This window comes from Mesorhizobium helmanticense, assembly GCF_003034915.1.
Lineage (GTDB): Bacteria > Pseudomonadota > Alphaproteobacteria > Rhizobiales > Rhizobiaceae > Mesorhizobium > Mesorhizobium helmanticense.
In genome coordinates, this window is sequence record NZ_PZJX01000006.1 from 136050 (window position 1) to 162401 (window position 26352).

Consider the following 26352-nt stretch of genomic DNA (forward strand, 5'->3'; position numbering starts at 1 on the left):
ACGCGATGACCCGTCCCTACGCGCCAGGCTATCGCATCCCGACAGATCTTCTGCTCAAGGCCTATGCCTCGGGCGTTTTTCCGATGGCCGAAAGCGCCAGCGACCCGGAAGTGTTCTGGGTGCGGCCGGAGACACGCGGCATCATCCCGCTCGACGGGTTCCATACGCCCAAAAGCCTGGGCAAGACGCTGCGGAAAAACCTGTTCGACATCCGTTTCGATTTCGATTTCGAGGCGACGATCGACGGCTGCGCCGAGAAGCGCGATGAGCGCCGCTCGACCTGGATCAATGCGCCGATCCGCGAAGCCTATGTCGAGCTCCATCGCATGGGTCATTGCCATTCGGTCGAGGCCTGGCGCGAGGACCGGCTGGTCGGCGGCCTCTACGGCGTCTCGCTTGGCCGGGTGTTCTTTGGCGAAAGCATGTTCGCCAGGGAAACGGACGCCTCGAAGGCCTGCCTCGTGCGCCTGGTCGAGCGGTTGAAGGAGCGCGGCTTCGCGCTGCTTGATACGCAGTTCACCACCGAGCACCTCAAGCGCTTCGGCGCCGTCGACGTGCCGCGCGGCAAGTATGAAAAGATGCTGGCCGAGGCGCTGAAAGGCGAAGCGGTGTTTTATCCGTGACGATCAATCTTTCGCAGTTGCCTCCATTGGCGTTTGCGAATGAAACATCATCTTCCAGCCATTGACGCGATGAACATAGCCGGAGCTGACCAGCGCCGCGTACGGTTCGCCGTTCTCCCGCGTCGCACGCGCCTCGTAGGTGAGCATGACGATGTCGCTGCCCGGCTCGATTATTCCCTTGAGTTCGATGTCGAGGTCGCGCCAACGATTTGGATTGGTTACGGTCTTGGCGAGATCGGCATTGTCCATCGCCTGCGCCATCTGCGGAAATGCCACCAGGCATTCGGTGTCGGCGTTGGCCGCATAGTAGGCCGCGTCGCCCGTCCAGAACCCCTTTTCGAGCTCCAGCAGCTCTTTCTTGCTCGCGGTGATCCGCTTGCTGTCTGACATCGAAGATCCTCCATGCGCATCGATGCGCGGCCGTCCGTGGCCTAACGCATGGCGCGTATGGCGGTTCCGGAGGATCAGTTGGTCTTGCTGGTATCCGGTTCAGCGGTAGCAGGGTTGGCCGTGGCCTTTTTCCCGGTATCGGCCTTGGCCGAGTCGGGCGCCGGCACATCCGACTTCTGCTTGCAGCCCTTGAGCCAGACGTCGTAAACGGCGTGCTCGACGGCATTGAGGCCGGGACTCTCGGCAAACATCCAGCCGGTGAAGATGCGGCGTATCTTGCGGTCGAGCGTGATCTCATCGACCTCGACGAAGGAATCGGTCTTCGGCTGGTCGTCCTGCGGCCGCGAATAGCAGACGCGCGGCGTTACCTGCAAAGCGCCGAACTGCACCGTCTCGTCGATATAGACATCGAAGGTGATGATGCGGCCGGTAATCTTGTCGATGCCGGCGAACTCGGCGACGGGATTGGTGATGCGATCCGATGTCGCGGACGGGGCTGGCGCCTCCGGCGCCGCCGGCGTCTGCGCGGCGGCCACGCCGAAAGCACCAAAAGCGACAGTTATCGCCGTCAGTGCGCCCATCGAGATTCGGCCGAAAATGCTCATATGGGGATACCGGTTGTTTGCGCCCGGGTGATTCTGTCGATCGCCAAGGCTATTCGCTGCTGCGGGATCAGCAAGCAGCTAAACGCCAATTGTGGCGATAAAGGATCGATCCGCGTTGACGAGGGTTATGACCCCGGCGTCCAGGCGTCGTAGTCGCCCGTCACCTGCGGGCGGTGCTGATTGGTTAGCACCGAGCCCTTGGGGCGGTAAGCGGCGGCACTGCCGGTGAGGTTCGGCTGATGCGATTTCTGCCAATCGCGTGGCTTGTAGCTTTCGCTCGGCGGCGCGACGTCGACGCGATGATGGATCCAGCCATGCCAGCCCGGCGGGATTTCCGAGGCTTCCGAATAGTTGCGATAGATGACCCAGCGGCGCGTGCGGCCTTCCGAATCGACACCACCCTCGTAGTAGACGTTGCCAGTCTCGTCCTGCCCGACTTCCTTGCCGTGCCGCCAGGTATGGAAGCGCGTTCCCAGCGTCTGGCCGTTCCACCAGGTGAAAAACTGCAGAAGGAAAGTTTTCATCCAAATCCTCGCGGCGGGCGCCCGTTGCCTGCTTATGGCGTCAGGTCATCGCGAAGGCAAGACCTTTGCCTGAGGTGCCGTACAAATGGTCGTCAGCGGCCAATGCAAACCTTTGTTCCGGGACGCGTGCTTGCCAAGCTTGTCTCGTCTTCCTAAAGCTCGGCGCGCCCGGTGCGGGCAATGGTGACTGGTCTTGAGGGAGATGACGCTTTTGGCCCCAGACGCATCCGACGCGGATCAGCGGATCAGCGCCAACTCCATTCGCCGGCGCAAGGGCGGCGTGCCGATCGTCTGCCTCACCGCCTACACCTATCCGGTCGCGCGCCTGCTCGACGACCATGTCGACCTGCTTCTGGTCGGTGACAGCGTCGCCATGGTCCTGCATGGCCACGAGACCACGCTCGGCGCTTCGCTGGAGATGATGATCGCCCACGGGCAAGCAGTGATGCGGGGTTCCGCCAAGGCCTGCGTTGTGGTCGACATGCCGGCCGGCAGCTATGAGGACTCGCCGCGCCAGGCCGTTGCCTCGGCGCGGCGGATCGTCAAGGAGACCGGCTGCCAGGCCGTCAAGCTGGAAGGCGGCGTCGCTGTTGCCCGGCAGATCGCGGCGATCGTTGCGGCCGGCATTCCGGTCATGGGGCATATCGGCTTGCTGCCGCAATCGGTGGAAAGCGACGGCGGTTACAAGATCAAGGGCCGCAGCGAGGAGAATGTGGCAGCACTTTTTCGCGATGCGGACGCGGTCGAAAAGGCCGGTGCGTTCTCGGTGGTCATCGAAGGCACTGTCGAGACCGTCGCCGCCGACCTCACCCGGCACATCTCCATCCCCACCATCGGCATCGGCGCCAGCGGCGACTGTGACGGGCAGATCCTGGTTATCGATGACATGGTGGGCTTGACCGTCGACCGCGTGCCGAAATTCGTCAAGCAATATGCAGATCTGCGCAGCGTCATCTCCGGTGCCGCCGCCAGCTATGCGGCGGAGGTGCGAAACCGGACGTTTCCCGGCCCGGGCCATGTCTTTCCCGCCGCTACCGACAAGAGCAACGCAGGCGACAAAGTATGAGCCGTCCCCTCGTCGTCGACAGCGTCGCCGCGCTTCGCGCGCAAGTCCGCGACTGGCGTCGCGACGGCCTCAACATCGCAATGGTGCCAACCATGGGGGCGCTGCATGACGGCCACATCTCGCTGGTCGAGATCGCTCTCGAAAAAGCCGATCGCTGCGTTGTTTCGATCTTCGTCAATCCGACGCAGTTCGCGCCGAGCGAAGATCTCGACAAATACCCGCGCCAACTCGCCCGCGACCTCGAGCGGCTACGACAAGCCGGCGCGCAGCTCGCCTTCACGCCCGCTGTGAAGCAGATGTATCCAGCCGGTTTCGCCACGAAAATCTCGGTCGGCGGGCCTGCCGCCGGGCTGGAGTCGGATTTCCGGCCGACCTTCTTCGACGGCGTCGCGACTGTCGTGGCGAAGCTCTTCCTGCAGGCGTCGCCCGACTTCGCGGTCTTCGGCGAGAAGGACTATCAGCAGCTTTGCGTGGTCCGGCAGCTCTGCCGCGACCTCGACATGCCGGTGGAAATCATCGGCGCGCCGACGGTACGCGATGCGCATGGCCTCGCCATGTCGTCGCGCAACGCCTATCTCGGCGACGCCGAGCTCGAGGTGGCACGCCAGCTCAACGCCATATTGCGCCGGGCGGCGGTGGCGCTTGCGGCCGGCACGAATGAAGACAGCGCAACCGCCGAGGCCAGTCGCGCGCTGGTCAAGGCCGGCTTCGACAAGGTCGACTATGTCGCGGCGCGCGAGAGCCTGACGCTTGCCCCGTGGCGGCTCGGCCGCGACGGCCGCCTGCTCGCCGCCGCCTGGCTCGGCAAGACCAGGCTGATCGACAATGTGGAAGTTCTCTCCGCCTGATCCGGCGAGCTTCAACCAGCCCTTGTTCGAGCTGGTATCGCGGCAGGCATAGACTTGCCTGCATGGTGATATTTTGCCGCCCGTAGCCCCGAGTCATGCAACCAGGACAACCGAAAGCTGCCGCAAGACATTTCACAGACAGGACGGAGCCAATGGGATTGTGTGACCTTATGCAAGGTCATCTTGGAAGTTAATATTGACTTCGCTGGCGAACAGGAACGGTCGCGCGCTGCCGCAGATCGTCGAGGCGATCTACGATTCGATTGCCGATGTCGACCGCTGGCAATCGACGCTCGATGCCATCTGCCGGCTCGTCGACGGGCAGCTAGCCATGCTCGCCGTCCTCGACACGATCAGCAGCTCTGCCCGGTTTTCGGTATCCTGTGGCGACCCCGCCATCCTGGAGCCGCTGAAGCACGACTATGGCTCGGAAGTGCCTTTCTATGCCGTCGTTCCCCGGATGGAGATCGACGTGCCCTTCACCGTCGATTCGATCTATGCGCTGCAAGGTTCGGGTGCGCGGGAGAAATGGCTGGAAAGCCGCATCGTGCGTGAATGGGTCCAGCCCAACCGGCTCGACGATTTCTTCTGGGTGGCGCTGATGAGGCAGCCGGCCCGCATCGGGACGCTGATGGTGGTCACCGACGAGGACAGGCGCCCGATCTCGAGCGAGGATATCGACCTGGTTAGCCTGCTTGCACCGCATGTGCGGCGAGCCATGACCATCGGCGACCTGTTCGAAGCCGAGCGGCGCAAGGCCGATATTTTTCGCTCGATCCTCGAAAGCCTCGACCATCCGGTACTGGTCGTCGCCGACGACATGAACATCATCTTCGCCAATCCGGCGGCCGAAGCGCTGCTGGCCGAAAATACCTCGGTTTCCTGCGTGCGGGGTCAGCTCTCCTTCACCTATGGGCTCGCCAATGCCGCGATCGGCCGCGCCGTCCAGCTCGGCAGACGCGACGAATTCGCTCTCGGACCTGCCGGCATCGGCATCCCGTTGGCCGCGGCAAATGTTCCGGCGGTGGCTCATGTCATGCCGCTGGCAAGGCGCGAAATTTCGGCGCGCCTGTCGCAGCGCGCGGCCGCCGCCATCTTCATCGCAGCCGCGGGATCCGCGCCGGTCCCCGCGCTGGAGGCGATCACGGCGCTGTTCGGGCTGACCGCGGCGGAAAAGCGCGTCGCCGGACACGTTGCCGCCGGCCTGACGCGCAAGGAAATCGCCGCCGCCGGCGGTGTCTCGGACGGCACCATCAAGTCGCAACTGGCAACGATCTTCGACAAGACCGGCACCGGCGATCAGCGCGGGCTCGAACTCCTGATGCGCGAGCTGTCGCCACCGCTGCGCTCGAACTGATCTTGCGCCGGGGAACGGGTCCAGGCGGCATGTTTTGCAGCCTTTGCGGACCTCATTGCCAAAATCTGCAACACTGAGCCGGCTTCGTTACAATTCGGCCAAAATCATGGCGCGGTCCTGCGCACTCCAGAAGCGCGGCACCATGCCCGGCTGGAAAGAGGTGATTTCTGGCGCGGGTCCCAATCTTGATACCAGCACATGTCGAGCGGCTGCTTCCCTATCTGTTCCTGCTTGCATTGATCTGCATCGCGGTCGCCTTTCGGCCGCTGCTGCCTGTCGATGAAACGCGATATCTCAGCGTCACCTGGGAGATGTATCGAAGCGGACAGATCTTCGTTCCGACGATGAATTTCGCGCCCTATCTGCAGAAACCGCCGCTGCTGTTCTGGCTCATCGACTTCGTCTGGACCGTTTTTGGCGCCAGCCGGGTCGCCGCGATGCTCGTCATCTCCGCCGCATCGTCGCTCGTCATCTGGCTGACGACCTTGCTTGCAAGGGCACTGTTTCCCGGTCGCGAAGACATCGCAAGCCGCATCCCCTGGCTGGTCGCCGGAAGCACGGTTTTCGTCATTTATTCGACGCTGATCCTGTTCGACATGCTGCTGACGGCCTGCGTGGTCGCAGCACTGTTGTCGCTGCTGGCCTTTGCTAGGAGCGGCAACCATTGGCAGGCGGTTTTGGCGGGACTGTTCATCGGACTGGGTGTCTTGGCGAAAGGCCCTGTCGTGCTCATCCATGTCGGCGTGCCCGTTCTCTTCTATCCATTCTGGCGCGATCGCCAGACAGGGCTGACGACGCCGAAATTCCTGGCGGGGGCAGGCCTGGCCATTCTCGTCGCATTGATACCAGTAGCGGTCTGGCTGGTGCCGGCGACCATCCTGACGAAAGGCAACTTCGTCTACGACCTCGTCTGGAACCAGTCGGCCGGGCGTGTCACCGGCAAGCTGCACAATTCCCATAACCGGCCGTTCTATTTCTACATCCTGCTGATGCCGCTGCTGTTCATCCCGTGGATTTTCGTACCGCATGTCTGGCGCTTGCGACTGCCGGCCCGAATACGCGGCCTGATAAAGACACGGTCAAGGGACCTGCCGGCGCTGCGGCTGTTATCGATGTCGTTCGTCGCCATCGTGCTGATCTTCAGCGCCATATCCGGCAAGCAGCCGCACTACCTCGTTCCGGTCCTGCCGCTGGCAACGATCATGTTCGGATATTTCATGGCGGAAGTGCCGCTCGCCAGGATCAAGGGAGCAGCCTTTTCCATGCTCGCCATATTCGGCGTCGGGCATGCAATCGCCTCCGCCACCGCCTTCAAACGTTACGATCTCATGCCGCTGGCGAACTTCATCAGCCAGCGGAGGGATGCGGACTGGGCCGTCGACTTCGACTACCAGGCCCAAGTCGGCTTCCTCGCCCGGCTCGAGAAGCCGCTGGAGCGGATCGACAATCCCCAGGAATGGCTTCGCTCCCATCCGGGCGGTTATGTCATCGAGCAATCCCGCAAGGATCCCGGCACAACGGAGCAGACCGCATTCCGCCTTCGCGTGGACCGTGACTATCTTGTCGTCCTCAAGGGACAACATTGACGGCGTGGCAGGCACCGTTGCCGCCGGCTGCTTACCCGATCACCTTCTCGAAAATGAGCGCCGGCAGCCCGGAGCCACCGCCACAGTCGGCGGTATTGCCGGCGGGCAGAAACCCTTGCGCGCGGTAGAAGGCGACGGCAGGAGCGTTTGCCTCCTCCACCTCGACACGCAGCGTGCGCGCCTCCGGAAAGCTGGCCTCGACCTCTTCCAGCAGCGCCTGGCCGATCCCTCGCCTCTGGCAATCCGGATGCACATAGAGCTGGTTCAACAGGATGATCTTCGCATCAGAATCGAAGCGCTTGGAATCGCGGCCTCTTCGCCGCATCGTAACTTTATCGATACCTCCTTGCTGCATGACTCCAGTCGGGCCAGGTCGCGGAGTTGCGACCGTCGTGGCAAGGAACGCGGGGCATGTCGCTTGACTACAACTCACTTCTGCTGGCAATCGGTTTCTCGGCCGCCTGCCTGAGTTTGACGTTGTTCGGCATCTGGCTGACAGCCCGTACTGAAAAATTTCTGCTGACCTGGGCGATCAGCGCGTTGCTGATCGTCGGCGACGTTTTCATCTACAGGGACTATATCGACGCGCCGGGACGCCTGCTCGGCATGGCGAGTTTCGCCGTGCTCCTCGTCGGCTTCTCGACGATGCTGGGCGCCGCCTACCAGTTCACGTCAGGCCGATCGCCGATCCCGCTGACGGTCTTCGGCAGCGGCGTCTCGCTGGCCGTGGCGTTGCCACCCATGGCGCTTGGGTATGACGGGCTCGGCTTCATGCTCGAGAATTCCTGTGCCGCCCTGCTCTTGTTCGCGACGGCTCATGAATACTGGAAAGGACGCGTCGAGGCGCCCGTTCCGATCATCAGCCTCACGGTGCTCTACTGCGCCACCGCCGTGTCCTTCGTGCTCTGTGCCACAGTTCTCGCATGGGACGGCCGATTGGTTCTCGGACATGCGCCGAGCAACTGGGCCGAAAATCTCAGCCTCGTCATCGTCATTGCCTCGATGACCGGCGTCGGCGCCCTTTCGCTGGCGCTCAACCAGGGACGCCTAGCCCGATATCACCGCCTGGATGCATTGACCGATCCGCTGACCGGCCTGCTCAACCGGCGCGCGCTGTTCGATCTCAACAACAGTGCCCCGATCGGAGCCTTCACGGCAGTGGTCGTGTTCGATCTCGACGGCTTCAAGGCCATCAATGATGAATTCGGCCATGCCACGGGCGACCGCGTGCTGAAAGTGTTCGCCGAGGAACTGACCAGCAATCTTCGCCCGAGCGATGTCGCCGCGCGCATGGGTGGAGAGGAATTCGCGCTGGTTCTGAAACGCACCCTGCCCGAAACGGTGGAGCTAGCCGCCGAACGCATACGCACCGCCTTCGCCGCGCGCGTCATCGAGACCGAGACGCGTCCCCTGACATGTACGGTCAGCGCCGGCTTCGCTTTCGGCAGCAAGGAAGGTCTGAGCTTCGACAAGGTGCTCAGCGGCGCCGACAAGGCGCTCTACGCCGCCAAGCGCGGCGGCCGCAACCGTGTATCGACACTGCGACGCGCGAGCTAGCGGCGCAGCAACCTTAGCCGGGCCTCAAGCCGCCATGACGATCTCATTGTAGGCATCGAGGTCGACATAAAAAACCTTGGTGATCTCCGCGATCAGTTCGTCGTGGTCATACCCCTCCGATTTCAGAATGTTGATGGCGGTCATGATGTCGACGCGCTCGGTGAGCCGTCGTTTCTGATAGTCCTCGACGTAACGTTCCATAGGCTGTCCCTGGTGCCCGAAAAGTTGAAACAACGATCAAACCACGGGAGGGAAGCCGCTCGCACGAAGCGTGGTGGCGCGGCTTGCACCTTCCTCTGATCTGCCGATTGAGACTGATACGGAAAGCGGCCGACTCACCAAGGCCAAGCAAAGCCTAGCATGCAATCTTCAGCGCGCCAGGGTTGCAAACGGCGGCCTTCGTGATTTCGTCATCCTTGGGCATAGCGACGCGGAGTGGAGCGCAGACCCCAGGATGACGAAGGGAGGGATGGTTCGGTCAATTTTCGAGGTTGGCGATACTAGACGGTAAGAAACTTGCGGACATCCGCCCGGTCGAGATCTTCCGCCGGGCCGGTATGGACGATCTGGCCGCGGTCCATGATGTTGACCTCGTCGGCCAATTCCCGGCAGAAATCGAGATACTGCTCGACCAACAGCACGGCGATGCCAGCCTGGTCGCGCAGGTAGCGGATGGCGCGGCCGATATCCTTGATGATCGACGGCTGGATGCCTTCGGTCGGCTCGTCGAGCACCAGCAACTTCGGCCGCATCACCAGCGCCCTGCCGATCGCAAGCTGCTGCTGCTGGCCGCCGGAAAGGTCGCCGCCACGGCGCGCGAGCATCTGCTTGAGCACCGGAAACAGCTCGAAGACATGGCCGGGAATGTTGCGGTCGGCGCGCTTCAGCGGCGCGAAGCCCGATTCAAGGTTTTCCCGCACGCTGAGCAGCGGAAAGATCTCCCTGCCCTGCGGCACGAATGCGATGCCCGACCGGGCGCGGTCATACGCCGCGCTCCGGTCGAGCGCCTTCCCCTCGAAGGCAACGCTTCCGCTCGTCAGCCGATGGTGGCCGACGATCGATCTCATCAAACTGGTTTTGCCGACGCCATTACGGCCAAGCACGCAGGTGATCTTGCCGGCGCCCGCCTTGAGCGAGACGCCGCGCAACGCCTGGGCGGCGCCGTAATGCAGCGTGGCGTTGGTAACTTCGAGCATGGTCAGCGCTTTCTCCAACGCCTGAGGAAGGAAAGGTCGAAACGATGGAACGAAACCCGCCAGACCATGATCATCTCCCGAGATAAACTTCGACGACGCGCTCGTCGGCCGAAACGAAATCGAGCGAGCCTTCGGAAAGCACCGAGCCTTCATGCAGGCAGGTGACCTTGACTCCAAGCTCGCGCACGAAATGCATGTCGTGCTCGACAACGATGACCGAATGGTCGCGCGCGATATCCCTGAGCAGCCGCGCGGTTTCCTCGGTCTCGGCGTCGGTCATGCCGGCGACCGGCTCGTCGACCAGCAGCAGCTTTGGGTCTTGCGCCAGGAGCATACCGATCTCGAGCCATTGCTTCTGCCCATGGCTCAGATTGGCGGCAAGTTCGTCGCGCTTGTCGCCGAGCCGGATGATGCCGAGGATGTCGTCGATCTGCCGTGCCTCGGCCACTGAGCGGCGATGGAACAGCGCCGGGAAGATCGAGCGCGGCCCCTTCAGCGCCAGCATCAGGTTCTCCTCGATCGTGTGGCTTTCGAAGACGGTCGGCTTCTGGAATTTCCGACCGATGCCCATCATGGCGATCTCGGCCTCGTCATGTTTTGTGAGGTCGACCTGACCGTCGAAGAAAACCTCGCCCTGGTCGGGCCGCGTCTTGCCGGTGACGATGTCCATCATCGTCGTCTTGCCGGCGCCGTTGGGGCCGATGATCGCGCGCATCTCGCCCTTGTCGAGCACCAGCGACAGATTGTTGATGGCGCGAAACCCGTCGAAGGAGACCGAGACGCCGTCGAGATAGAGTATGGTGTTCGACTTCGACATCGCTCTACTCCGCCGGCTGCGGTTCAGGGCCGGAAGCGGACCAGTCGCCAGGCGTCCTCGCGGCGCTGCGAACGATCTTCGCCGGCGGCACATCAGGATCGGTGCCGGCCTCCTCGGCGATCGAGGCCGCCCGCATCGCCTTGGCGTTGCCACGCCAGGAATCCCACATGCCGATAATGCCCTTGGGCAGGAACAGCGTGACGGCGACGAACAGGCCACCCAGCGCAAACAGCCAGAATTCGGGCAGCACACCGGTGAACCAGGATTTTCCGGCATTGACCAGAAGCGCGCCGATGATTGGCCCGACGATGGTGCCGCGGCCACCAACGGCTGCCCACACCACGACCTCAATCGAGTTGGACGGCTCGAACTCGCCCGGATTGATGATGCCGACCTGCGGCACGTAGAGCGCCCCGGCGATGCCGGCCATGACAGCCGAAACGGTAAAGGCGAACAGCTTGACGTTCTCCGCCCGCCAGCCGAGGAAGCGCGTGCGGCTTTCGGCGTCGCGCACCGCCATCAAGAGCTTGCCGTATTTGGAGCCGACGATCGCCCAGGTGACGAAGACGGCAAGCGCCAGCGTGATAGCGCTGGCCGCAAACAGCGCCGAGCGCGTCGCGTCGGCCTGCACGTTGAAGCCCAGAATATCCTTGAAATCGGTCAGGCCGTTATTGCCGCCAAAACCCATATCGTTGCGGAAAAAGGCAAGCAGCAGCGCATAGGTCATCGCCTGGGTGATGATCGACAGATAGACGCCGGTGACGCGGCTGCGAAAGGCGAACCAGCCGAAGACGAAAGCGAGCAGGCCTGGCACCGCAAGCACCATGATTGCGGCGAACCAGAAATGGTCGAAACCGTACCAGAACCACGGCAATTCCTTGTAGTTGAGGAACACCATGAAATCGGGCAGCAGCGGATTGCCGTAGACGCCGCGCGAGCCGATCTGGCGCATCAGATACATGCCCATCGCATAGCCGCCGAGCGCGAAAAAGGCGCCATGGCCGAGCGAGAGGATGCCGCAATAGCCCCAGACCAGATCGAGCGCGAGCGCCAGCAGCGCATAACAGAGATACTTGCCGGTGAGCGCCACGATATAGGACGGCACGTAGAACGCGCTTGCCGGCGAGACCGCAAGATTGAGCGGCGGCACGATGATGGCGGCTGCCAAAAGGATGAAGATCGTGATGGCGATGCGGCGATCAGCGCCGGCGGCGAAGAAGCGTCCCGTGATCATGCTTCCACCGCCCTGCCCTTCAGCGCGAACAGGCCGCGCGGGCGCTTCTGGATGAACAGGATGATGAGCACCAGCACGACGATCTTGCCGAGCACGGCGCCGGCATAGGGTTCGAGGAACTTGTTGACGATGCCGAGCGAGAAGGCGCCGACCAGCGTGCCCCAGAGATTGCCGACGCCGCCGAAGACGACGACCATGAAGCTGTCGATGATGTAGCCGCGGCCGAGATTGGGCGAGACATTGTCGATCTGGCTGAGCGCGACGCCGGCAATGCCGGCAATGCCGGAACCAAGCGCAAAGGTCAGCGCGTCCACCCAGGGCGTCCTGATGCCCATGGAAGCGGCCATGCGGCGGTTGGCGGTGACGGCGCGCATCTGCAGGCCCCAGGGCGTGCGCTTCATCACATAGAGCAACAGCGCAAACACGCAGAGCGAAAAAACCAGGATCCAGAGGCGGTTCCAGGTGATCGCAAGCTGGCCGACATCGAACGAGCCCGACATCCAGGACGGATTGCCGACCTCCTGGTTCGTCGGCCCGAAGATGGTGCGCACCGCCTGCTGCAGGATCAGCGAGACACCCCATGTCGCGAGCAGCGTTTCCAGCGGCCGGCCATAGAGGAAGCGGATGACGCCGCGCTCGATGGCAAGGCCGACCAGGGCCGCGACAAGGAAGGCCAACGGCAATGCGATGACCAGCGACCAGTCGAACAGGCCGGGAAAGGAATTGCGGATCACCTCCTGGACGACAAAGGTGGTGTAGGCGCCGAGCATGACCATTTCGCCATGCGCCATGTTGATGACGCCCATGACGCCGAAGGTGATGGCCAGGCCGATAGCGGCAAGCAGCAGCACCGACCCCAGCGAAATGCCGTACCAGATGTTCTGGCCGGCATCCCAGAAGGCGAGCGTCGAATTGATGGTGCCGATTGCCGCGGTCGCCGCGTCCTTGACCGCGCCTTGCGAATTCGCTTCGACCGAGGTCAGCAGGGAGAGCGCATCGCGATCGCCGCGCGCGCCGATCAGGGCGACTGCCGCAAGCTTGTCGGCTTCGGGCTTGTCAGAAACGAGTACCGACGCGGCGCGCGCCTGTTCGAACAGTACCTTGACGTTTGCATCGGTCTCAGCGGCAATCGCTGCGTCGAGCGGCTCGATGTTGGTGGCATCGGGCGTCTTGAACATGGTTACGGCGGCGGCGATGCGCACGGCCGGCTCCTTGGCGCGTAGCGTCAGCGTCCCCAGCGCGTCGCGGATGACGCGGCGCAACGTGTTGTTGACCTTGATCTTGGTGATGTCAGACTTGGCTGCTTCACCCGATTTTTCGCCGCTCAGGGGATCGAGGAGCTCGACGCTGTCGCCGCCCTCCTTGCCGACGAAGACCAGGGAATCGGCTTTGCGAACATAGAGATCGCCTTCCGCGAGCGCTGCAAGCGGGCGTTCGACCAAGGGATCGCCGGTGGCGGCAAGCTCGCGCACCACGGCCTCGGTGGCCGAGAAATTCGAGGTTGTGGCAAATTTCGCGATGATCGCGCGCAGATCGGCTTCGGCAGCGTTTGCCGGCAACAGATTTGCCAGCAGAAACAGCAGCACCAAGCCGAGAGCGCGCAAAAAGATCATCCGTTCAGCTATTCCTGAGAGTTCGAATTCTGCGTCCGGGCGGACTGGAGGAGGAGTTCGCCCGGACGCTTCGCGGCCTTGGTCATGGACCTTGCGGTCCAGACCGGGGAGGATCAGTTGGTTCCCTTGCCGCCGCACTTGCCGGTGGCGACGTTGAAGTTGCCGCAGGACAGAGGCGCGCGCCAATCGGAGATCAGGTCCTTGGAGTCAGGCAGATAGTCGGACCATTCATCGCCCATCACGAGACCAGAGGTCTGCGACACCGTCTCGAACTGGCCGTCGGCCTGGATCTCGCCGATCAGCACCGGCTTGGTGATGTGATGGTTCGGCATCATCGTCGAATAGCCGCCGGTCAGGTTCGGCACGGAGACGCCGATCATGGCGTCGATGACCTTGTCCGGATCGGTGGTGCCGGCCTTCTCGACCGCCTTCACCCACATGTTGAAGCCGATATAATGGGCTTCCATCGGGTCGTTGGTGGTGCGCTTGTCGTTCTTGATGAACTTGTGCCAGTCGGCGATGAACTTCTTGTTCTCGGGCGTATCGACGCTCTCGAAATAGTTCCAGGCGGCAAGATGGCCGACCAGCGGCGCGGTGTCGAGACCGGCAAGCTCTTCCTCGCCGACCGAGAAGGCCATGACCGGGATGTCCTCGGCCTTGATGCCCTGGTTGCCGAGTTCCTTGTAGAACGGCACGTTCGCGTCGCCATTGACGGTCGAGACGACAGCGGTCTTCTTGCCCGCCGAACCGAATTTCTTGATTGCCGAAACTTCGGTCTGCCAGTCGGAGAAGCCGAATGGCGTGTAATTGACCATAATGTCCTCCGCGGCGACGCCCTTGGCCTTCAGATAGGCCTCGAGAATCTTGTTGGTGGTGCGCGGATAGACGTAGTCGGTGCCTTCAAGCACCCAGCGCTTTACCGAGCCGCCGTCCTCGCTCATCAGGTAGTCGACGGCGGGAATGGCCTGCTGGTTCGGCGCGGCACCCGTGTAGAACACGTTGCGCTCGCTCTCCTCGCCCTCATACTGGACGGGGTAGAACAGGATGTTGTCGAGCTCGGAAAATACCGGCAGCACCGACTTGCGCGACACGGAGGTCCAGCAGCCGAATACCGCCGCCACCTTGTCCTTCGAGATCAGCTCGCGCGCCTTTTCGGCGAAGAGCGGCCAGTTGGAAGCCGGGTCGACAACGACCGCCTCAAGTTTCTTGCCGAGCAGGCCGCCCTTGGCATTCTGCTCTTCGATGAGCATCAGCATGGCGTCCTTCAGCGTCGTCTCCGAAATCGCCATGGTCCCCGACAGCGAATGGAGAATACCCACCTTGATCGTGTCGTCGGCCGCCCTGGCCTGGGCGGACATCAACAGACCCGCAGCGACTATGCCCGCCGAAACCATTTTTGTTATTGTCGAGAAATTACCCCTCATATTCCACACTCCCAAGCTGGTTGACTGCACCGCAACCATGCAATGCAACCTCCGTGCCAACCGGTGGTGGACCGTAGAAAAGGCAGGAATTTTCAAACGTTATCAGCTTCTTATAATATTAGCCGGCAATGATGGAACGGGATCGATAAAGTTTTGCTGGGAATAAATTGCGCAGCTCTGCCTAGGTTTTGCCCAAATGCCTAAAATGCCTACATTTTAGGCTGCATTGCATTTAACTCGCCGAAGTTGAAGGAACGACCGTTGCGGTGCGGCGATGAAATAGGCAAATTCGTCTCGAACCGAGTGATCTCATGACTTCCAATATCTCCTGCATTTTCAGCATCACGCTTATGCTTGCAGCCACCGGCGCGGCGCGCGCCGACTTCAGCGACGGCAAAATGCCGGACGGCACCTATCATTGCGAAGTCTATCTGCTTGGCATGTTCCTCAACCTCGGCGACATCACCATCAAGGGCAATCGTTATAGCGGCCCGGTCACGTTCGGGACCGCTGAGCAGGGCTATAATTATCAGATGGACGCCAATGGCGTGATCACCTGGCTTGGTCCATTGGGCGGCTATACCAGCGGCGGCAACTCGATCTCGCTTACCCAGGCCACTCTGGACGGGCAGACCAGCCCGTCCTTCGACATCATCATGCGCCAGCCCGACGGCGCCTTCACCGCTTCGACCTGCACGAAGAGTTGACGCCAAAAAAGGCGCGGAACCTTGCCGGTTCCGCGCCAGCAGGCAGTCGGGAGGATGCTGTCGGCTAAATGCTCTTCGCCGACATCTGTCCGGCGATGTACTCGGCCTGGCGGATTGCCAGCGACACGATCGTCAGTGTCGGATTTTCGGCGCCGCCGGTGGTGAACTGGCTGCCGTCCGACACGAACAGGTTCTTGATGTCATGCGACTGGCCATGCTTGTTGACGACGCCGTCGGCCGCCTTCTCGCTCATCCGGTTGGTGCCGAGATTGTGGGTCGAGGGATAGGGCGGCGTCGGGAAGGTGCGGGTCGCGCCGACCGCCGCGTAGAGCGCCGAGCCCTGCTTGTAGGCATGGTTGCGCATCGCCGTGTCGTTGGCGTGGTCGTCGAAATGGACATCGGCGATCGGCATGCCGTGCTCGTCCTTCATGTCGGCATGCAGCGTGATGCGGTTTTCCGCGCGCGGCATGTCCTCGCCGACGATCCACAGGCCGGCCATGTGGTCGTAATGGTCGAGCGCCGTGGTGAAGGACCGTCCCCAGCCGCCGGGATCGAGGAAGGCGGCCATGAATGGCAGGCCGAGCGACAGCGTCTCGAACTCGTAGCCGCCGACGAAACCGCGCGACGGATCATGCCGCGCCTCGTCGCGGATGATCCCGGCCATGGTGGTGCCGCGATACATGTGCACCGGTTTGTCGAAGATGGCGTAGACCGAGCCGGTGGTGTGGCGCATGTAGTTCTTGCCCACCTGCCCCGACGAATTGGCGAGACCGTCGGGGAACTTGCTCGATGCCGAATTGAGCAGCAGACGCGGGCTTTCGATCGAATTGCCGGCGACGGCGACGATACGGGCCTTCTGCTCCTGCAGCTTGCCGTCCTTGTCGGCATAGACGACGCCGGTGACCTTGCCTGACGCATCGTGGTTGATCTTGATCGCCATGGCATTCGGCCTGACCTCGAGATGGCCGGTCGCCTCGCCCTTGGGGATCTCGGCATAGAGCGTCGACCATTTGGCGCGCCATTTGCAGCCCTGAAAGCAGAAACCGGTCTGCTGGCAGGAGTTGCGGTCGTCGCGGTCGACCGAATTGATGGCCATGTTGCCGGTGTGGCACTCCTTGTAGCCGAGCTTATCGGCGCCGGCCTTCAGCACCTTGAAGTTGTTGTTCCCCGGCAGCCTCGGCCAATCATTGGTCCCGGTGACACCCATCTTGGCTTCGGCCTTGGCGTAGTAGGGCTCCATCTCGGCCAGCGTGATCGGCCAGTCGAGCAAAGTCGCGCCTTCCAGCTTGCCATAGGTCGAGAGCGTCTTGAATTCATGCTCCTGGAGGCGCAGCGAGGCGCCCGCCCAATGCGTGGTCGAGCCGCCGACCGACTTGACGATCCATGCCGGCAAATTGGGAAAGTCCTTCGCCACCCGCCAGTCGCCCGACGTCGTGCGCTTATCCGTCCAGGCGAGTTGGGCGAAGGAATCCCACTCGTCGTTGATGAAATCCTCATATTCGTGGCGGGCGCCCGCCTCCAGGATGACCACGTCGACGCCTTTCTGGGCGAGTTCGTTGCCGAGCGTGCCGCCGCCGGCGCCCGAGCCGATGATGACGACCACGCCATCGTTCTTGAGATCAAATGGTGCTGCCATGGTTTCCTCCCATGATGTCTGTCTGATGCGGTTGGGGACGAACGAGGCTCAGAGCCACTCGATGTCGTCGAAGCCGCGCGCGATGTAGCCGCCCTTGGAATAGGATTCGCCTTCGTAGCCGAAGATCGGCCAGACCTCCTTCTGATTGTAGAGGCCGACGACCAGCCCGCCGCGGACCGCCTGGAAGAACGGCGTGCCCTCGATCTGCTTGAGCACGGCGACGCGCTGCTCCTCCCAACCGAGGCCGGTGTAGCCGTCCTTGCCCGATTTCACGTCGAGGTCGGCGATGCCTTTTTCGATGAGATCCTTGTGGGCGGGATCTTTCCCGGCCTGCTCGTCATGCGCCTTGACGGCGATAGCGTAATATTTGTCGGGCACCTGGTCGTGCGGGTAGATGTCGCGCGCCATCTGGATCAGCGTCGCCATGGTTTCGGGCTTGAGCGCTGATGTCTCCAGGCCCCAGGCATGTTCCGGGCTGATGACGGCGCTGCCTGAAATCACCAGCAATGCGCTTGCCCCGCCGCGTTTCAGCAGCTCGCGGCGCGATAGCCCGGGTTTCCCCTCAAAGCCCAGCTTCCTCTCGTAGATCGTGACCATTTGTTCCTCCCTTGCTTGCTACTTGCACCCGAGGGGCGCCGTTGCTGGCGCCGCGCCAGCCGGCGCGGCCGTGATCTCTCCTATTTGAAACGCCCGCTGCGCTGCAGGACCTCGATCTTATAGCCGTCGGGATCCTCGATGAAGAAAAAGCGGGCAAGCAGCACGCCGTCGCGGTTGAACTCGACGATCTTCTTCGGGGCGAGCCCGAGCGCGCCGAGCCGGTCGTGCTCGCTGTCCAGATCGGCGACCGAAACCGCGAAATGGCCATAGCCGTCGCCGAGCACATAAGGCTCCTGCCGGTCCTTGTTGACGGTCAGTTCGAGCTCGAACGAAGTATCGGCATTGCTGAGATAAATGAGCGTGAAGCTCTCGAAATCGAGCCGATCGGCAACATCCAGTCCGAAGGCGTTCCGGTAGAAATCGACGGACCGGGCCTCATCGAGAACCCGGATCATGGTGTGGATTGCCTTCGCCAAATCAGTCTCCGCTGCTGCTTGCCTTGAAGCGATTATGAGCAGCGCTGGGAAAAGGTGGTGGCAGCCGGTTACCACGCAACGCCGTCACCAGCCCGATACCATTCCTGCCAAGGACGAAAGTCCGATTGCCGTTTTCTGTTTTCCGATGGAAGATGGCTGGCGGGATAGGCTCTGTTCAAAGGCGCGAATCGCTGCTGATTGCGCCCAAAACCAACAACAATGGGAGGTAACGATGTGCAGGGTTTTTGCCGGGCAGGATCCGGAGGGCTACCGCCAGATCAACCGCTCGATCCGCATCGATGGGCACTCGACCAGCATCCAGCTCGAGGCGACCTTCTGGACACTGCTCGACGAGATCGCCGACAGCCAGGGTTTGACGACGCCGAAATTCATCTCGAAGCTCTATGATGAGGCCATCGAGATCAATGGCCAGATTCCGAACTTCGCGTCGATGCTGCGCACCACATGCGCCCTCTATCTGCGCGGGCACCGGCCTGGCATGGAAGAGCAGACGGCGCCGAAACGGGAAGCGGCCTAGCTTTCGGCCGCAACCTCGGCGGCAGCTGGTCATATCTGTGAAAAACGCCTGGCTTTAACGCCTGGCCTCACGACGCTGTTTCCGTCGCTCCGGTATCCACAGGCATGGCTGGCGCAGCCTTCGGCACGGCTGGGGACCGCGACCTGAAGCGCGTCGCGTTCGACCGGCCTCATGCGACGCGCTTTAGATTCTTGTTTTTATGCATGTCGTTACCGCAAAACCGCTGCACACTTTTGCGCGACATGCATTAGCCGGCAAGCGACCCTGTGGCCAGGCCGCGGATTTTGACCAGGCTCCTCAGCCTTTGATGGCCCAATCGAAAGCTGGCCGAAGTCCCGCTAACGATTTTGTGATGTGGTTGACGGGATCATCTTCTTCTCGCAGTTTGTCGACAATTGATGAGTGCGGCTTAAACTTTACAGTTTTTGTCATAATTACTTGGGCGCAACTTCCCGAGCGCGTCCGCTTGCTTTCGAGGTTGCTAAATGAGCCACCGCTATCCTGTTCGGATGAATCGGCGTCTTTTCCTCTCCTCGGTCGCAATGCTTACAGTAACCGCAACATCGCCCAGTTTTGCCCGGTCCTTGTCGGGCTCGCTGCCTTGGGCCCCGATGGCGTCCGATCCGCCAATGCAAGTCCTGCCCGGGGGCTGGCAGTTTTTCACGCCGCAGGAAGCGGCACTGGTCGAGGCCATCGTCGACCGGATCATTCCTGCCGACGATCTCAGCATCGGCGGCAAGGAAGCCGGTTGCGCCGTCTACATCGACAGGCAATTGACGGGCGCGTTCGGCACATCGAGCCGGCTTTATACGCAAGGGCCCTTTTTGCCCGCCCTGCCCACGCAGGGCTATCAAGGTGAGGCAAATCCGGCCCAGCGTTACCGCACCGGCCTTGCGGCCATCGACTCCTTCCTGAAGCAGCGGGATGGCAAGTCATTCGCCGAGCTTCAGCCCACGGAGCAGGATGCATTCCTGACGGCAATGGAGGCTGGAAAGGTTGAGCTGCCGAACGGCGTCAAAAGTTCGGGATTCTTCGGACTACTGCTGCAGAACACGATGGAAGGTTTCTTTGCCGATCCGGTCTATGGCGGCAACAAGGACATGGTGTCGTGGCGCATGCTTGGTTTTCCCGGCGCCCGTTACGATTACCGGGACCATGTCAGCAAACACAATCAACCCTACCCACAGCCACCCGTCTCGATCGAGGGTCGTCCGGAATGGCTCAGGAAAGGCGCCTGACCCATGACGACGATACTGCCCCGCAAAGACGTCGTGATCGTCGGCCTCGGCTGGACAGGCGCCATCCTTGCCCATGAATTGACCGATCAGGGTCTCGACGTGCTGGCCATAGAGCGCGGTCCGTGGCGCGACACGGCGACCGATTTCAACATCGGCTATGTGCAGGATGAACTGCGCTACGCGGTCCGGCGCGACCTCTTTCTGCAACCCGCCGTGGAAACCATGACGGTGCGCAACAACCCGTCGCAGACGGCGCTGCCGATGCGCGATTTCGGATCCTTCCTGCCCGGAAACGGGGTCGGCGGCGCGGGTGTCCACTGGAACGGCCACACCTGGCGGTTCTGGGATTCGGATTTCCAGATCAGGACCAACCTCACCAAAAAATATGGCGCATCGCGGATAGCCGATCTCCAGGTCCAAGATTGGGGCGTAACAGGCGCCGAAATGGAGCCCTACTACGACCAGTACGAATATCTGGCGGGAATCTCGGGCAAGGCCGGCAACATCAAGGGTCAGTTGCAGGAAGGCGGCAATCCGTTCGAGGACCCACGGTCGCGGGATTATCCGAACCCGCCGATGCAGATGACCTACGCGCCGACACTGTTCGCCGAGGCTGGCCGGTCGATCGGGCTGCACCCTTTCCCCACGCCATCGGCCAACATGTCGCGAAACTATGTCAATCCGCTTGGCATCGCCATGGGCCAATGCACCTATTGCGGTTTCTGCGAGCGTTTCGGCTGCGCCAATTATTCCAAGTCGAGCGCCCAGACCACCATCCTTCCCGTGCTGATGAAGAAGGCCAATTTCGAGGTCCGCACCGACAGCGAGGTGCTGCATGTCGATCTGGCCCCTGGAGGCAAGTCGGCGCGCGGCGTGACCTATGTCGACACGTCGGGAGAAGAGTATTTCCAGCCGGCCGATCTCGTGCTGCTCTGCGCTTACGGCTTGCACAATGCACGGTTGATGATGCTGTCCGGCATCGGCAAGATTTACGATCCGGTCACCGGCAAGGGAACGGTCGGACGCAATTACTGCTACCAGACCAATGCCGGCGTCCAGGTCTTCTTCGATGACAAGAACTTCAATCCCTTCATCGCGGCTGGTGCGCTCGGCCAGACGATCGACGACTACAATGGCGATGCTTTCGACCATGGCGCGCTGGATTTCGTCGGCGGCTCGGGCATCAACTGCATACCGACCAACGGGCGTCCGATAGGGACCAGGCCCACCCTGCCTGGCACGCCGAAATGGGGCAGCGCCTGGAAAAAGGCGACCGTCGAAGGCTACAAGAGCACGCTTGGCTTTTCCTCGCAGGGAAGCAGCTACGCGACGCGCACCAATTATCTCGATCTCGACCCGACCTACAAGGATCGTTTCGGCCGGCCGCTGATGCGCATGACCTTCGATTTCCCCGACAATGATATCCGGATGTCGAACTATCTATGCGACCGGATGGAGGAAATCGCCAAGGCCCTGGGCGGCAAGCAATACAACGTCAGCCGCCGCAAGAAGGGCTGGGACAGCGTCCCCTATCAGAGCACCCACAATACCGGCGGCGCCATCATGGGAACCGACCCGGGGAAAAGCGCGGTCAACACGTTCCTGCAGAGCTGGGACGTTCCCAATGTCTTTGTCATCGGCGCATCGGCCTTCCCCCAGAATGCCGGCAAGAACCCGACGGGGACAGTCGGCGCCCTGGCGTTCCGTGCAGCCGACGCCATCCGCAACCAATATCTGCGCAATCCAGGAGCGCCGTTGGTGCAAGCATGAAGAAGTTCGTTTTCACAATGGTCATCGGTGCTACTGCCCTGACCGTCGGCCCTGCAATGAGTGCCGACCAGGCGGACCAGATCATGCGCGGACAGTATCAGGCTGTGCTCGGGGACTGCGCGGGCTGTCATAATCAGCCCGGGGGCAAACCCTTAGCCGGCGGCCTGCCGCTTGAAACGCCTTTCGGCACGCTTGTCGCACCCAACATAACCCCCGACCGTACGACAGGCATCGGCAATTGGACGGAGACCGATTTTCACAACGCGATGAAAACCGGCATCGGCCACAACGGCGTACGGCTCTATCCCGCCATGCCTTATCCCGCCTACACCAGGATGAACGATCGGGATATTTCCGACCTGTGGGCCTATTTGACGACGGTCGAGCCGGTATCGAACAAGGTCGAAGCCAATCGGCTGCCTTTCCCGTTGAACATTCGGCTCGCCATGCTGGGGTGGAATGCCCTCAACTTCACCGAGGAAGCCTTCAAGCCGGATCCCGCCAAATCGGCTGAGTGGAACCGCGGCGCCTATATCGTCCAGGGGCCTGGGCACTGCGGCACTTGTCATACGCCCAAATCCTTTCTTGGCGCCGACAAGGACAGCGGTTTCCTGCAAGGTGCATCGCTGCAAGGATGGTTCGCCCCCGATATTACCGGCAACGCTCAGTCCGGCCTTGGAAAATGGTCGGAAGGCGATCTGGTCAGGTATCTCAAGACCGGCGTCAATGCTCATTCGATTGCGTCGGGTCCGATGGCGGAAGCCGTCGAAAATTCGACATCGAAAATGACCGATCCGGATCTGAAGGCTGTCGCCGTCTATCTCAAGAGCTTGAGTCCGGACCCTGGAAATACGCAACCGGCAAAGCCTGACGAAGCACGGATGGCCACGGGCGAGGCAATCTACCGTGACAATTGTTCAGCCTGCCATGGTGGAGACGGTGACGGCGCCGGGGAGCTTTTCCCGGCCCTTGCCGGCAATTCGATCGTCGCACAAGGCAATACTGAAACGCTTGCCAGGGTCGTTCTGGCGGGAAGTCAGGCGGTGCATACGACACACGCGCCGACGACGCCTGCCATGCCCTCTCTGGCATGGCGCCTGAAAGATCAGGAGATCGCCGACGTGTTGACGTACGTGCGCGGCAGTTGGGGCAACAACGCCCCGGCGGTCTCGTCCGGCGACGTGGCGGCTGTTCGCAAGCAATTGCTGCCATAAGCCCTGCCGTGCGCGATCATGCGCTTGAATGCCCCTGTGCCGTAGAGCTAGCTCTCGATTGCAACATCGAGCGCCAGCCGGGCCATATCGGTGAAAAGCGCCTGACGTTCGGAATAGTCTGTTTGCTCGCCGGTTACCACATTATCGACGACGGACAGGATCGACAGGGCCCGGGCGCCGAAATGCGACGCGATGCGGTAGAGCGCGCTGGTTTCCATGTCGACGGCGAGCGCGCCTTCAGCCTGCACATCGGCAAAACGGGCACGCCCCTCGGGATGATAGAATACATCGCTGCAGGCCGTCAGCCCGGCATAATGTTCGATGCCGAGTTCGCCAGCCCTGGCCAGAGCACGGGCAAGCAGCGCCGGATCGGGACCGGCTGCGGCATCGTAGAGCCCGTAGACCTGGCCGCTCCCTGCACTTTCGCCGCGAACCGATTGCGAGATCACCAGGCTGCGCAGCCCGACCTCGGCGGTCAAGGCGCCACAGGTGCCGGTGCGGATCAGCGTCTTGACGCGATGGAAGTCCAGCAATTCGTGTGCGTAGATCAGGAAGGACGAGACACCGATCCCCGTCGTCTGGATGCTGACCGGCCTGCCCTGGAAAAGACCGGTGAACCCGAGGGCGCCCCTGCGCCGGTTGACGCAGCGCGGCGCTTCGAGAAAAGTCTCAGCCATCCATTCGGCGCGCTCCGGGTCACCCGGCAACAGCACCGTTTCGGCATAATCGCCCCTACCAGCCTCGTTGTGCGGCGTCACGGCATCTACCCCAATTCCCCGCCGCGTTGTCATCGCAATCATGGCAGGCTGGCGTCGATGCGCAAGCGGCGATTGCGAAGTTCCAGTGGCCGGACCTCACTGGTTATGAACGGACGGCTCGTTCTCCGGCACCGCCAGCTGTAAAAGGCCGGGCATGGGCGTCTGTGAACTCGATCACATTCAGGCTACGCGCCTCAGGTTGTTTTGCTTTGGGTGACATGCCTTAGGATTCGAGCACGTCCTTGACGATCGTGGCCAGTTGCTTGAGCGAGAACGGCTTCGGCAGGAAACCGAAATGCGCATCCGCCGGCAGGTTTCTGGCGAACGCGTCCTCGGCATAGCCGGAAACGAAGACGAATTTGATGTCCGGTTGCCGCTTGCGCAATTCGCCAAGCAGCGTCGGCCCGTCCATTTCCGGCATCACCACGTCGGAAACGACGATGTCGACCTTGCCGCCAAGCGCTTCGAAGACTTCCAGCGCCTCGACGCCCGAGGATGCCTCGTGGACGGTATAGCCACGCGACGTCAGCGCCCGCATGCCGCCCATGCGCACGGCATCTTCGTCCTCGACCAGCAGCACTGTGGCCGAGCCCGACAAATCCTTGGCCGATTCGGCGATCTTGGCAGGTGCTGCCGGCGCCTCGCCGGGCTCGCCTGCCTTTTTCACCTCTGCAATGTGACGCGGCAGGAAGATGCGGAAGACGGATCCCTTGCCGACTTCGGAATCGCAGAAGATGAAGCCGCCCGTCTGCTTGATGATGCCATAGACCATCGACAGGCCGAGCCCGGTGCCCTTGCCCACCTCCTTGGTGGTGAAGAAAGGCTCGAAAATCTTCTTCAGGACATCGGGCGCGATGCCGCTGCCCGTGTCCTCCACTTCGACCACCACATAGTCGGCCGGGGCCAGCTCACGGTAGGAAAAGGTCTTGCTCTCCTCCGCCGTCACGTTCCTGGTGCGCACGGTGAGCTCGCCGCCAGTCGGCATCGCGTCGCGCGCATTGACCGCCAGATTGACCACCACCTGCTCGAATTGCCCGATGTCGACCTTGACCGGCCACAGGTCGCGGCCATGATCGACCTTCAGCTTGATGTCGTTGCCGACCAGGCGGGCCAGCAGCATCCTGAGATCGGCAAGCACATCGGTCAGGTTGAGCACTTCCGGCCTGAGCGTCTGCTTGCGCGAGAAGGCCAGCAGCTGCCGCACCAGCGAGGCCGCCCGGTTGGCGTTCTGCTTGATGTTCATGATGTCCGGGAAGGACGGATCCGACGGGCGGTGATTGGTCAACAAGAGATCCGAAGCCATGATGATGGCGGTCAGCACATTGTTGAAGTCGTGCGCGATTCCGCCGGCAAGCTGGCCGACTGCCTGCATCTTCTGGCTCTGCGCCATCTGGCCTTCGAGCGCCTTCTGCTCCGTGGTCTCGACGGCGTAGACGATGGCCGATTCCTCGGCGCCCTCGCCGTCAGTACCGTCGGCGACCGCGTTGACGTAGAAGCGTATGTGCCGCTCCTCGTTGCCGGGCAGCAGCGTATCAATGGGCTCGATGTCGGCCTGCCGCTGCCTGGCCTTTTCGAACGCCGCGGCAAAGGCGGGCCGGTCGCGCTCATGGACCACCGTATCGAGCCGCACGCGGCGGTCGACGGCATCGCGATCGACGACCGAGGAAAACAGCGACAGGAACGGCGCATTGGTGCGCAGGATGCGCCCGCTCTGGTCGACGCCCGCGATTGCCATCGGCGTCGAATTGAAAAACCGGGTGAAGCGGATCTCCGAGGCGCGAAGATCGGCGGACGCATCCTCACCCTGGGTCCGGTTGAGCACGATGGTGCGGGTCGGGCCGTTGAGGCCCTCGCGGCTGGCCGAAACGCGATGCATGAAACGCACGGGCAGCGCCTCGCCGGTCATTGTCGTCAGATCGAGATCGATGACCGCGTTGCGCGTGGTGCCGGGATCGGCCTTGACCGAGCGGACCAGCGCCATGCCGTCGCCAGCCACGATCTCGGGAAGCGTGACGGCGCCGGGCGTGAAACTCGTCAGGTCGATGCCCAGCCATTCCGCCAGAGTGGCGTTGATGTAGGTGACCCGGCCTTCCTGATCGGCTGAAAAGAAACCAGCCGGCGCATGGTCGAGATGATCGATGGCCTTTTGCAGATCGAGGAAGAACCGCTCTTGCTCGGCCCGCTCCTGCGAGATGTCGGCGAGTTGCCACGCGAGTAGCGGCAGCCTCTGGCCCGGCACGTTGAAGGCGCGAGCCCGTGCCCGGTACCAGCGCGCGCCGGGCTCGGCGCCGGGGCGAATGGATTGCGCGAGCCGAAACTCGCCGTCGCCGGACTGGCCATCGCGCAGGCCGGATGCCAGCCGGTATATGGTCACCGAGGCCTCGGGAACATCGGAGAGCAATCCTTCGACCGTCTTGAGATCCGCCGCGGAAGCAGCCCCCGTCATGTCGGCATAGGCCCGATTGGCATAGACGACACGGCCTTTGGTGTCGGTGACGAGAAGGCCCTGCGACATCGAATCGACGAAGGCTTTCGACAGTTCGTCGTTTGTCGAACGTGGCGTGATCTGCACGAAGCC

Annotated in this window: 26 protein-coding genes; 11 read left to right on the plus strand and 15 right to left on the minus strand. The window is 62.1% G+C overall.

Annotation, left to right across the window (positions count from 1 at the left end; all coding sequences use genetic code 11):
- Positions 1-5: 5 nt before the first annotated feature.
- Complete coding sequence (gene aat / locus C9427_RS04025) at positions 6-623, plus strand: leucyl/phenylalanyl-tRNA--protein transferase (protein WP_107647898.1); 618 nt, start codon at positions 6-8, stop codon at positions 621-623.
- 3 nt (positions 624-626) lie between these two features.
- On the opposite strand, the gene C9427_RS04030 is transcribed toward aat, so the two are convergent.
- The 3 genes from C9427_RS04030 to C9427_RS04040 form a co-directional block, all read right to left on the minus strand.
- Complete coding sequence (locus C9427_RS04030) at positions 627-1013, minus strand: hypothetical protein (protein WP_107647899.1); 387 nt, start codon at positions 1011-1013, stop codon at positions 627-629.
- 74 nt (positions 1014-1087) lie between these two features.
- Entirely contained in the window at positions 1088-1618 is a 531-nt protein-coding gene (locus tag C9427_RS04035; protein ID WP_107647900.1) for a DUF2155 domain-containing protein, read from the minus strand.
- A 125-nt stretch (positions 1619-1743) separates the two neighbouring features.
- Positions 1744-2142, minus strand: a complete 399-nt coding sequence (locus tag C9427_RS04040; RefSeq protein WP_097577237.1) for an NADH:ubiquinone oxidoreductase subunit NDUFA12 — start codon at positions 2140-2142, stop codon at positions 1744-1746.
- 211 nt (positions 2143-2353) lie between these two features.
- Here C9427_RS04040 and panB point away from each other — a divergent pair, with 211 nt between their 5' ends.
- From panB to C9427_RS04060, 4 genes are all read left to right on the plus strand, one after another.
- Positions 2354-3208, plus strand: a complete 855-nt coding sequence (panB, locus tag C9427_RS04045; protein WP_245436970.1) for a 3-methyl-2-oxobutanoate hydroxymethyltransferase — start codon at positions 2354-2356, stop codon at positions 3206-3208.
- Positions 3205-4056, plus strand: coding sequence for a pantoate--beta-alanine ligase (panC, locus tag C9427_RS04050; RefSeq protein WP_107647902.1), 852 nt, complete (start codon positions 3205-3207; stop codon positions 4054-4056). The genes panB and panC overlap by 4 nt, the downstream gene beginning before the upstream one ends.
- 196 nt (positions 4057-4252) lie before the next feature.
- Positions 4253-5413 (plus strand): helix-turn-helix transcriptional regulator, encoded by a 1161-nt coding sequence (locus tag C9427_RS04055; protein ID WP_107647903.1) that lies wholly within the window; start codon positions 4253-4255, stop codon positions 5411-5413.
- Positions 5414-5598: 185 nt separating this feature from the next.
- On the plus strand, positions 5599-6999 hold the full coding sequence (locus tag C9427_RS04060; protein ID WP_107647904.1) for an ArnT family glycosyltransferase: 1401 nt from the start codon (positions 5599-5601) through the stop codon (positions 6997-6999).
- A 31-nt stretch (positions 7000-7030) separates the two neighbouring features.
- Here the strand turns inward: C9427_RS04060 and C9427_RS04065 are convergent, their stop codons facing one another.
- Complete coding sequence (locus C9427_RS04065; protein ID WP_245436971.1) at positions 7031-7324, minus strand: GNAT family N-acetyltransferase; 294 nt, start codon at positions 7322-7324, stop codon at positions 7031-7033.
- An 86-nt stretch (positions 7325-7410) separates the two neighbouring features.
- On the opposite strand from C9427_RS04065, the gene C9427_RS04070 reads away from it, so the two are divergent.
- The gene (locus C9427_RS04070) at positions 7411-8556 is read left to right on the plus strand and encodes a GGDEF domain-containing protein (protein WP_107647905.1); all 1146 of its coding nucleotides are present in this window, start codon (positions 7411-7413) and stop codon (positions 8554-8556) included.
- Between the two features lie 24 nt (positions 8557-8580).
- Here the strand turns inward: C9427_RS04070 and C9427_RS04075 are convergent, their stop codons facing one another.
- From C9427_RS04075 to urtA, 6 genes are all read right to left on the minus strand, one after another.
- The gene (locus C9427_RS04075) at positions 8581-8757 is read right to left on the minus strand and encodes a hypothetical protein (protein ID WP_107647906.1); all 177 of its coding nucleotides are present in this window, start codon (positions 8755-8757) and stop codon (positions 8581-8583) included.
- 299 nt (positions 8758-9056) lie between these two features.
- A complete protein-coding gene (gene urtE / locus C9427_RS04080) occupies positions 9057-9752 on the minus strand; it encodes an urea ABC transporter ATP-binding subunit UrtE (RefSeq protein ID WP_107647931.1) in 696 nt (231 codons plus the stop codon).
- 70 nt (positions 9753-9822) lie between these two features.
- On the minus strand, positions 9823-10569 hold the full coding sequence (gene urtD, locus C9427_RS04085; RefSeq protein ID WP_107647907.1) for an urea ABC transporter ATP-binding protein UrtD: 747 nt from the start codon (positions 10567-10569) through the stop codon (positions 9823-9825).
- A 4-nt stretch (positions 10570-10573) separates the two neighbouring features.
- A complete protein-coding gene (urtC, locus tag C9427_RS04090) occupies positions 10574-11803 on the minus strand; it encodes an urea ABC transporter permease subunit UrtC (protein WP_107647908.1) in 1230 nt (409 codons plus the stop codon).
- Positions 11800-13416, minus strand: a complete 1617-nt coding sequence (gene urtB / locus C9427_RS04095) for an urea ABC transporter permease subunit UrtB (RefSeq protein WP_107647909.1) — start codon at positions 13414-13416, stop codon at positions 11800-11802. The genes urtC and urtB overlap by 4 nt, the downstream gene beginning before the upstream one ends.
- 113 nt (positions 13417-13529) lie before the next feature.
- Positions 13530-14840, minus strand: coding sequence for an urea ABC transporter substrate-binding protein (gene urtA / locus C9427_RS04100; RefSeq protein WP_107647910.1), 1311 nt, complete (start codon positions 14838-14840; stop codon positions 13530-13532).
- Positions 14841-15151: 311 nt separating this feature from the next.
- Between urtA and C9427_RS04105 the strand changes: the two genes are divergently transcribed.
- Complete coding sequence (locus tag C9427_RS04105; protein ID WP_107647911.1) at positions 15152-15547, plus strand: hypothetical protein; 396 nt, start codon at positions 15152-15154, stop codon at positions 15545-15547.
- 64 nt (positions 15548-15611) lie between these two features.
- Here C9427_RS04105 and C9427_RS04110 read toward each other — a convergent pair whose 3' ends face one another.
- The 3 genes from C9427_RS04110 to C9427_RS04120 form a co-directional block, all read right to left on the minus strand.
- Positions 15612-17183, minus strand: coding sequence for a GMC family oxidoreductase (locus C9427_RS04110; RefSeq protein ID WP_107647912.1), 1572 nt, complete (start codon positions 17181-17183; stop codon positions 15612-15614).
- A 48-nt stretch (positions 17184-17231) separates the two neighbouring features.
- Positions 17232-17780: a Twin-arginine translocation pathway signal gene (locus C9427_RS04115; protein WP_107647913.1), complete on the minus strand. Its 549-nt coding sequence runs from the start codon at positions 17778-17780 to the stop codon at positions 17232-17234.
- Positions 17781-17860: 80 nt separating this feature from the next.
- Positions 17861-18256, minus strand: a complete 396-nt coding sequence (locus C9427_RS04120) for a VOC family protein (RefSeq protein ID WP_107647914.1) — start codon at positions 18254-18256, stop codon at positions 17861-17863.
- A 232-nt stretch (positions 18257-18488) separates the two neighbouring features.
- Here C9427_RS04120 and C9427_RS04125 point away from each other — a divergent pair, with 232 nt between their 5' ends.
- The 4 genes from C9427_RS04125 (at position 18489) to C9427_RS04140 (ending at position 23016) form a co-directional block, all read left to right on the plus strand.
- On the plus strand, positions 18489-18794 hold the full coding sequence (locus C9427_RS04125) for a ribbon-helix-helix domain-containing protein (protein ID WP_097573801.1): 306 nt from the start codon (positions 18489-18491) through the stop codon (positions 18792-18794).
- A 611-nt stretch (positions 18795-19405) separates the two neighbouring features.
- The gene (locus C9427_RS04130; RefSeq protein ID WP_342587232.1) at positions 19406-20032 is read left to right on the plus strand and encodes a gluconate 2-dehydrogenase subunit 3 family protein; all 627 of its coding nucleotides are present in this window, start codon (positions 19406-19408) and stop codon (positions 20030-20032) included.
- Positions 20033-20035: 3 nt separating this feature from the next.
- Positions 20036-21802 carry a GMC family oxidoreductase gene (locus tag C9427_RS04135; protein ID WP_107647915.1) on the plus strand — a complete coding sequence of 589 codons (1767 nt, stop codon included), beginning with the start codon at positions 20036-20038 and terminating at the stop codon, positions 21800-21802.
- The gene (locus tag C9427_RS04140; RefSeq protein WP_107647916.1) at positions 21799-23016 is read left to right on the plus strand and encodes a c-type cytochrome; all 1218 of its coding nucleotides are present in this window, start codon (positions 21799-21801) and stop codon (positions 23014-23016) included. The genes C9427_RS04135 and C9427_RS04140 overlap by 4 nt, the downstream gene beginning before the upstream one ends.
- 47 nt (positions 23017-23063) lie before the next feature.
- Here C9427_RS04140 and C9427_RS04145 read toward each other — a convergent pair whose 3' ends face one another.
- Positions 23064-23774, minus strand: a complete 711-nt coding sequence (locus tag C9427_RS04145) for a purine-nucleoside phosphorylase (protein WP_107647917.1) — start codon at positions 23772-23774, stop codon at positions 23064-23066.
- 223 nt (positions 23775-23997) lie between these two features.
- Positions 23998-26352: cell cycle histidine kinase CckA (cckA, locus tag C9427_RS04150; RefSeq protein WP_107647933.1), on the minus strand; the 2355-nt coding region annotated here is incomplete at its 5' end.

Coding starts and splice junctions, on each gene's coding strand:
- C9427_RS04065 (WP_245436971.1), bottom strand. CDS start 7,324: ATGCGGCGAAGAGGCCGCGATTCCAAGCGCTTCGATTCTGATGCGAAG.
- C9427_RS04105 (WP_107647911.1), top strand. CDS start 15,152: ATGACTTCCAATATCTCCTGCATTTTCAGCATCACGCTTATGCTTGCA.
- C9427_RS04070 (WP_107647905.1), top strand. CDS start 7,411: ATGTCGCTTGACTACAACTCACTTCTGCTGGCAATCGGTTTCTCGGCC.
- urtD (WP_107647907.1), bottom strand. CDS start 10,569: ATGTCGAAGTCGAACACCATACTCTATCTCGACGGCGTCTCGGTCTCC.
- C9427_RS04040 (WP_097577237.1), bottom strand. CDS start 2,142: ATGAAAACTTTCCTTCTGCAGTTTTTCACCTGGTGGAACGGCCAGACG.
- C9427_RS04110 (WP_107647912.1), bottom strand. CDS start 17,183: ATGGCAGCACCATTTGATCTCAAGAACGATGGCGTGGTCGTCATCATC.
- C9427_RS04035 (WP_107647900.1), bottom strand. CDS start 1,618: ATGAGCATTTTCGGCCGAATCTCGATGGGCGCACTGACGGCGATAACT.
- C9427_RS04135 (WP_107647915.1), top strand. CDS start 20,036: ATGACGACGATACTGCCCCGCAAAGACGTCGTGATCGTCGGCCTCGGC.
- urtB (WP_107647909.1), bottom strand. CDS start 13,416: ATGATCTTTTTGCGCGCTCTCGGCTTGGTGCTGCTGTTTCTGCTGGCA.
- C9427_RS04115 (WP_107647913.1), bottom strand. CDS start 17,780: ATGGTCACGATCTACGAGAGGAAGCTGGGCTTTGAGGGGAAACCCGGG.
- aat (WP_107647898.1), top strand. CDS start 6: ATGACCCGTCCCTACGCGCCAGGCTATCGCATCCCGACAGATCTTCTG.
- C9427_RS04030 (WP_107647899.1), bottom strand. CDS start 1,013: ATGTCAGACAGCAAGCGGATCACCGCGAGCAAGAAAGAGCTGCTGGAG.
- panC (WP_107647902.1), top strand. CDS start 3,205: ATGAGCCGTCCCCTCGTCGTCGACAGCGTCGCCGCGCTTCGCGCGCAA.
- C9427_RS04075 (WP_107647906.1), bottom strand. CDS start 8,757: ATGGAACGTTACGTCGAGGACTATCAGAAACGACGGCTCACCGAGCGC.
- urtE (WP_107647931.1), bottom strand. CDS start 9,752: ATGCTCGAAGTTACCAACGCCACGCTGCATTACGGCGCCGCCCAGGCG.
- urtA (WP_107647910.1), bottom strand. CDS start 14,840: ATGAGGGGTAATTTCTCGACAATAACAAAAATGGTTTCGGCGGGCATA.
- C9427_RS04125 (WP_097573801.1), top strand. CDS start 18,489: ATGTGCAGGGTTTTTGCCGGGCAGGATCCGGAGGGCTACCGCCAGATC.
- C9427_RS04130 (WP_342587232.1), top strand. CDS start 19,406: ATGGCGTCCGATCCGCCAATGCAAGTCCTGCCCGGGGGCTGGCAGTTT.
- C9427_RS04140 (WP_107647916.1), top strand. CDS start 21,799: ATGAAGAAGTTCGTTTTCACAATGGTCATCGGTGCTACTGCCCTGACC.
- urtC (WP_107647908.1), bottom strand. CDS start 11,803: ATGATCACGGGACGCTTCTTCGCCGCCGGCGCTGATCGCCGCATCGCC.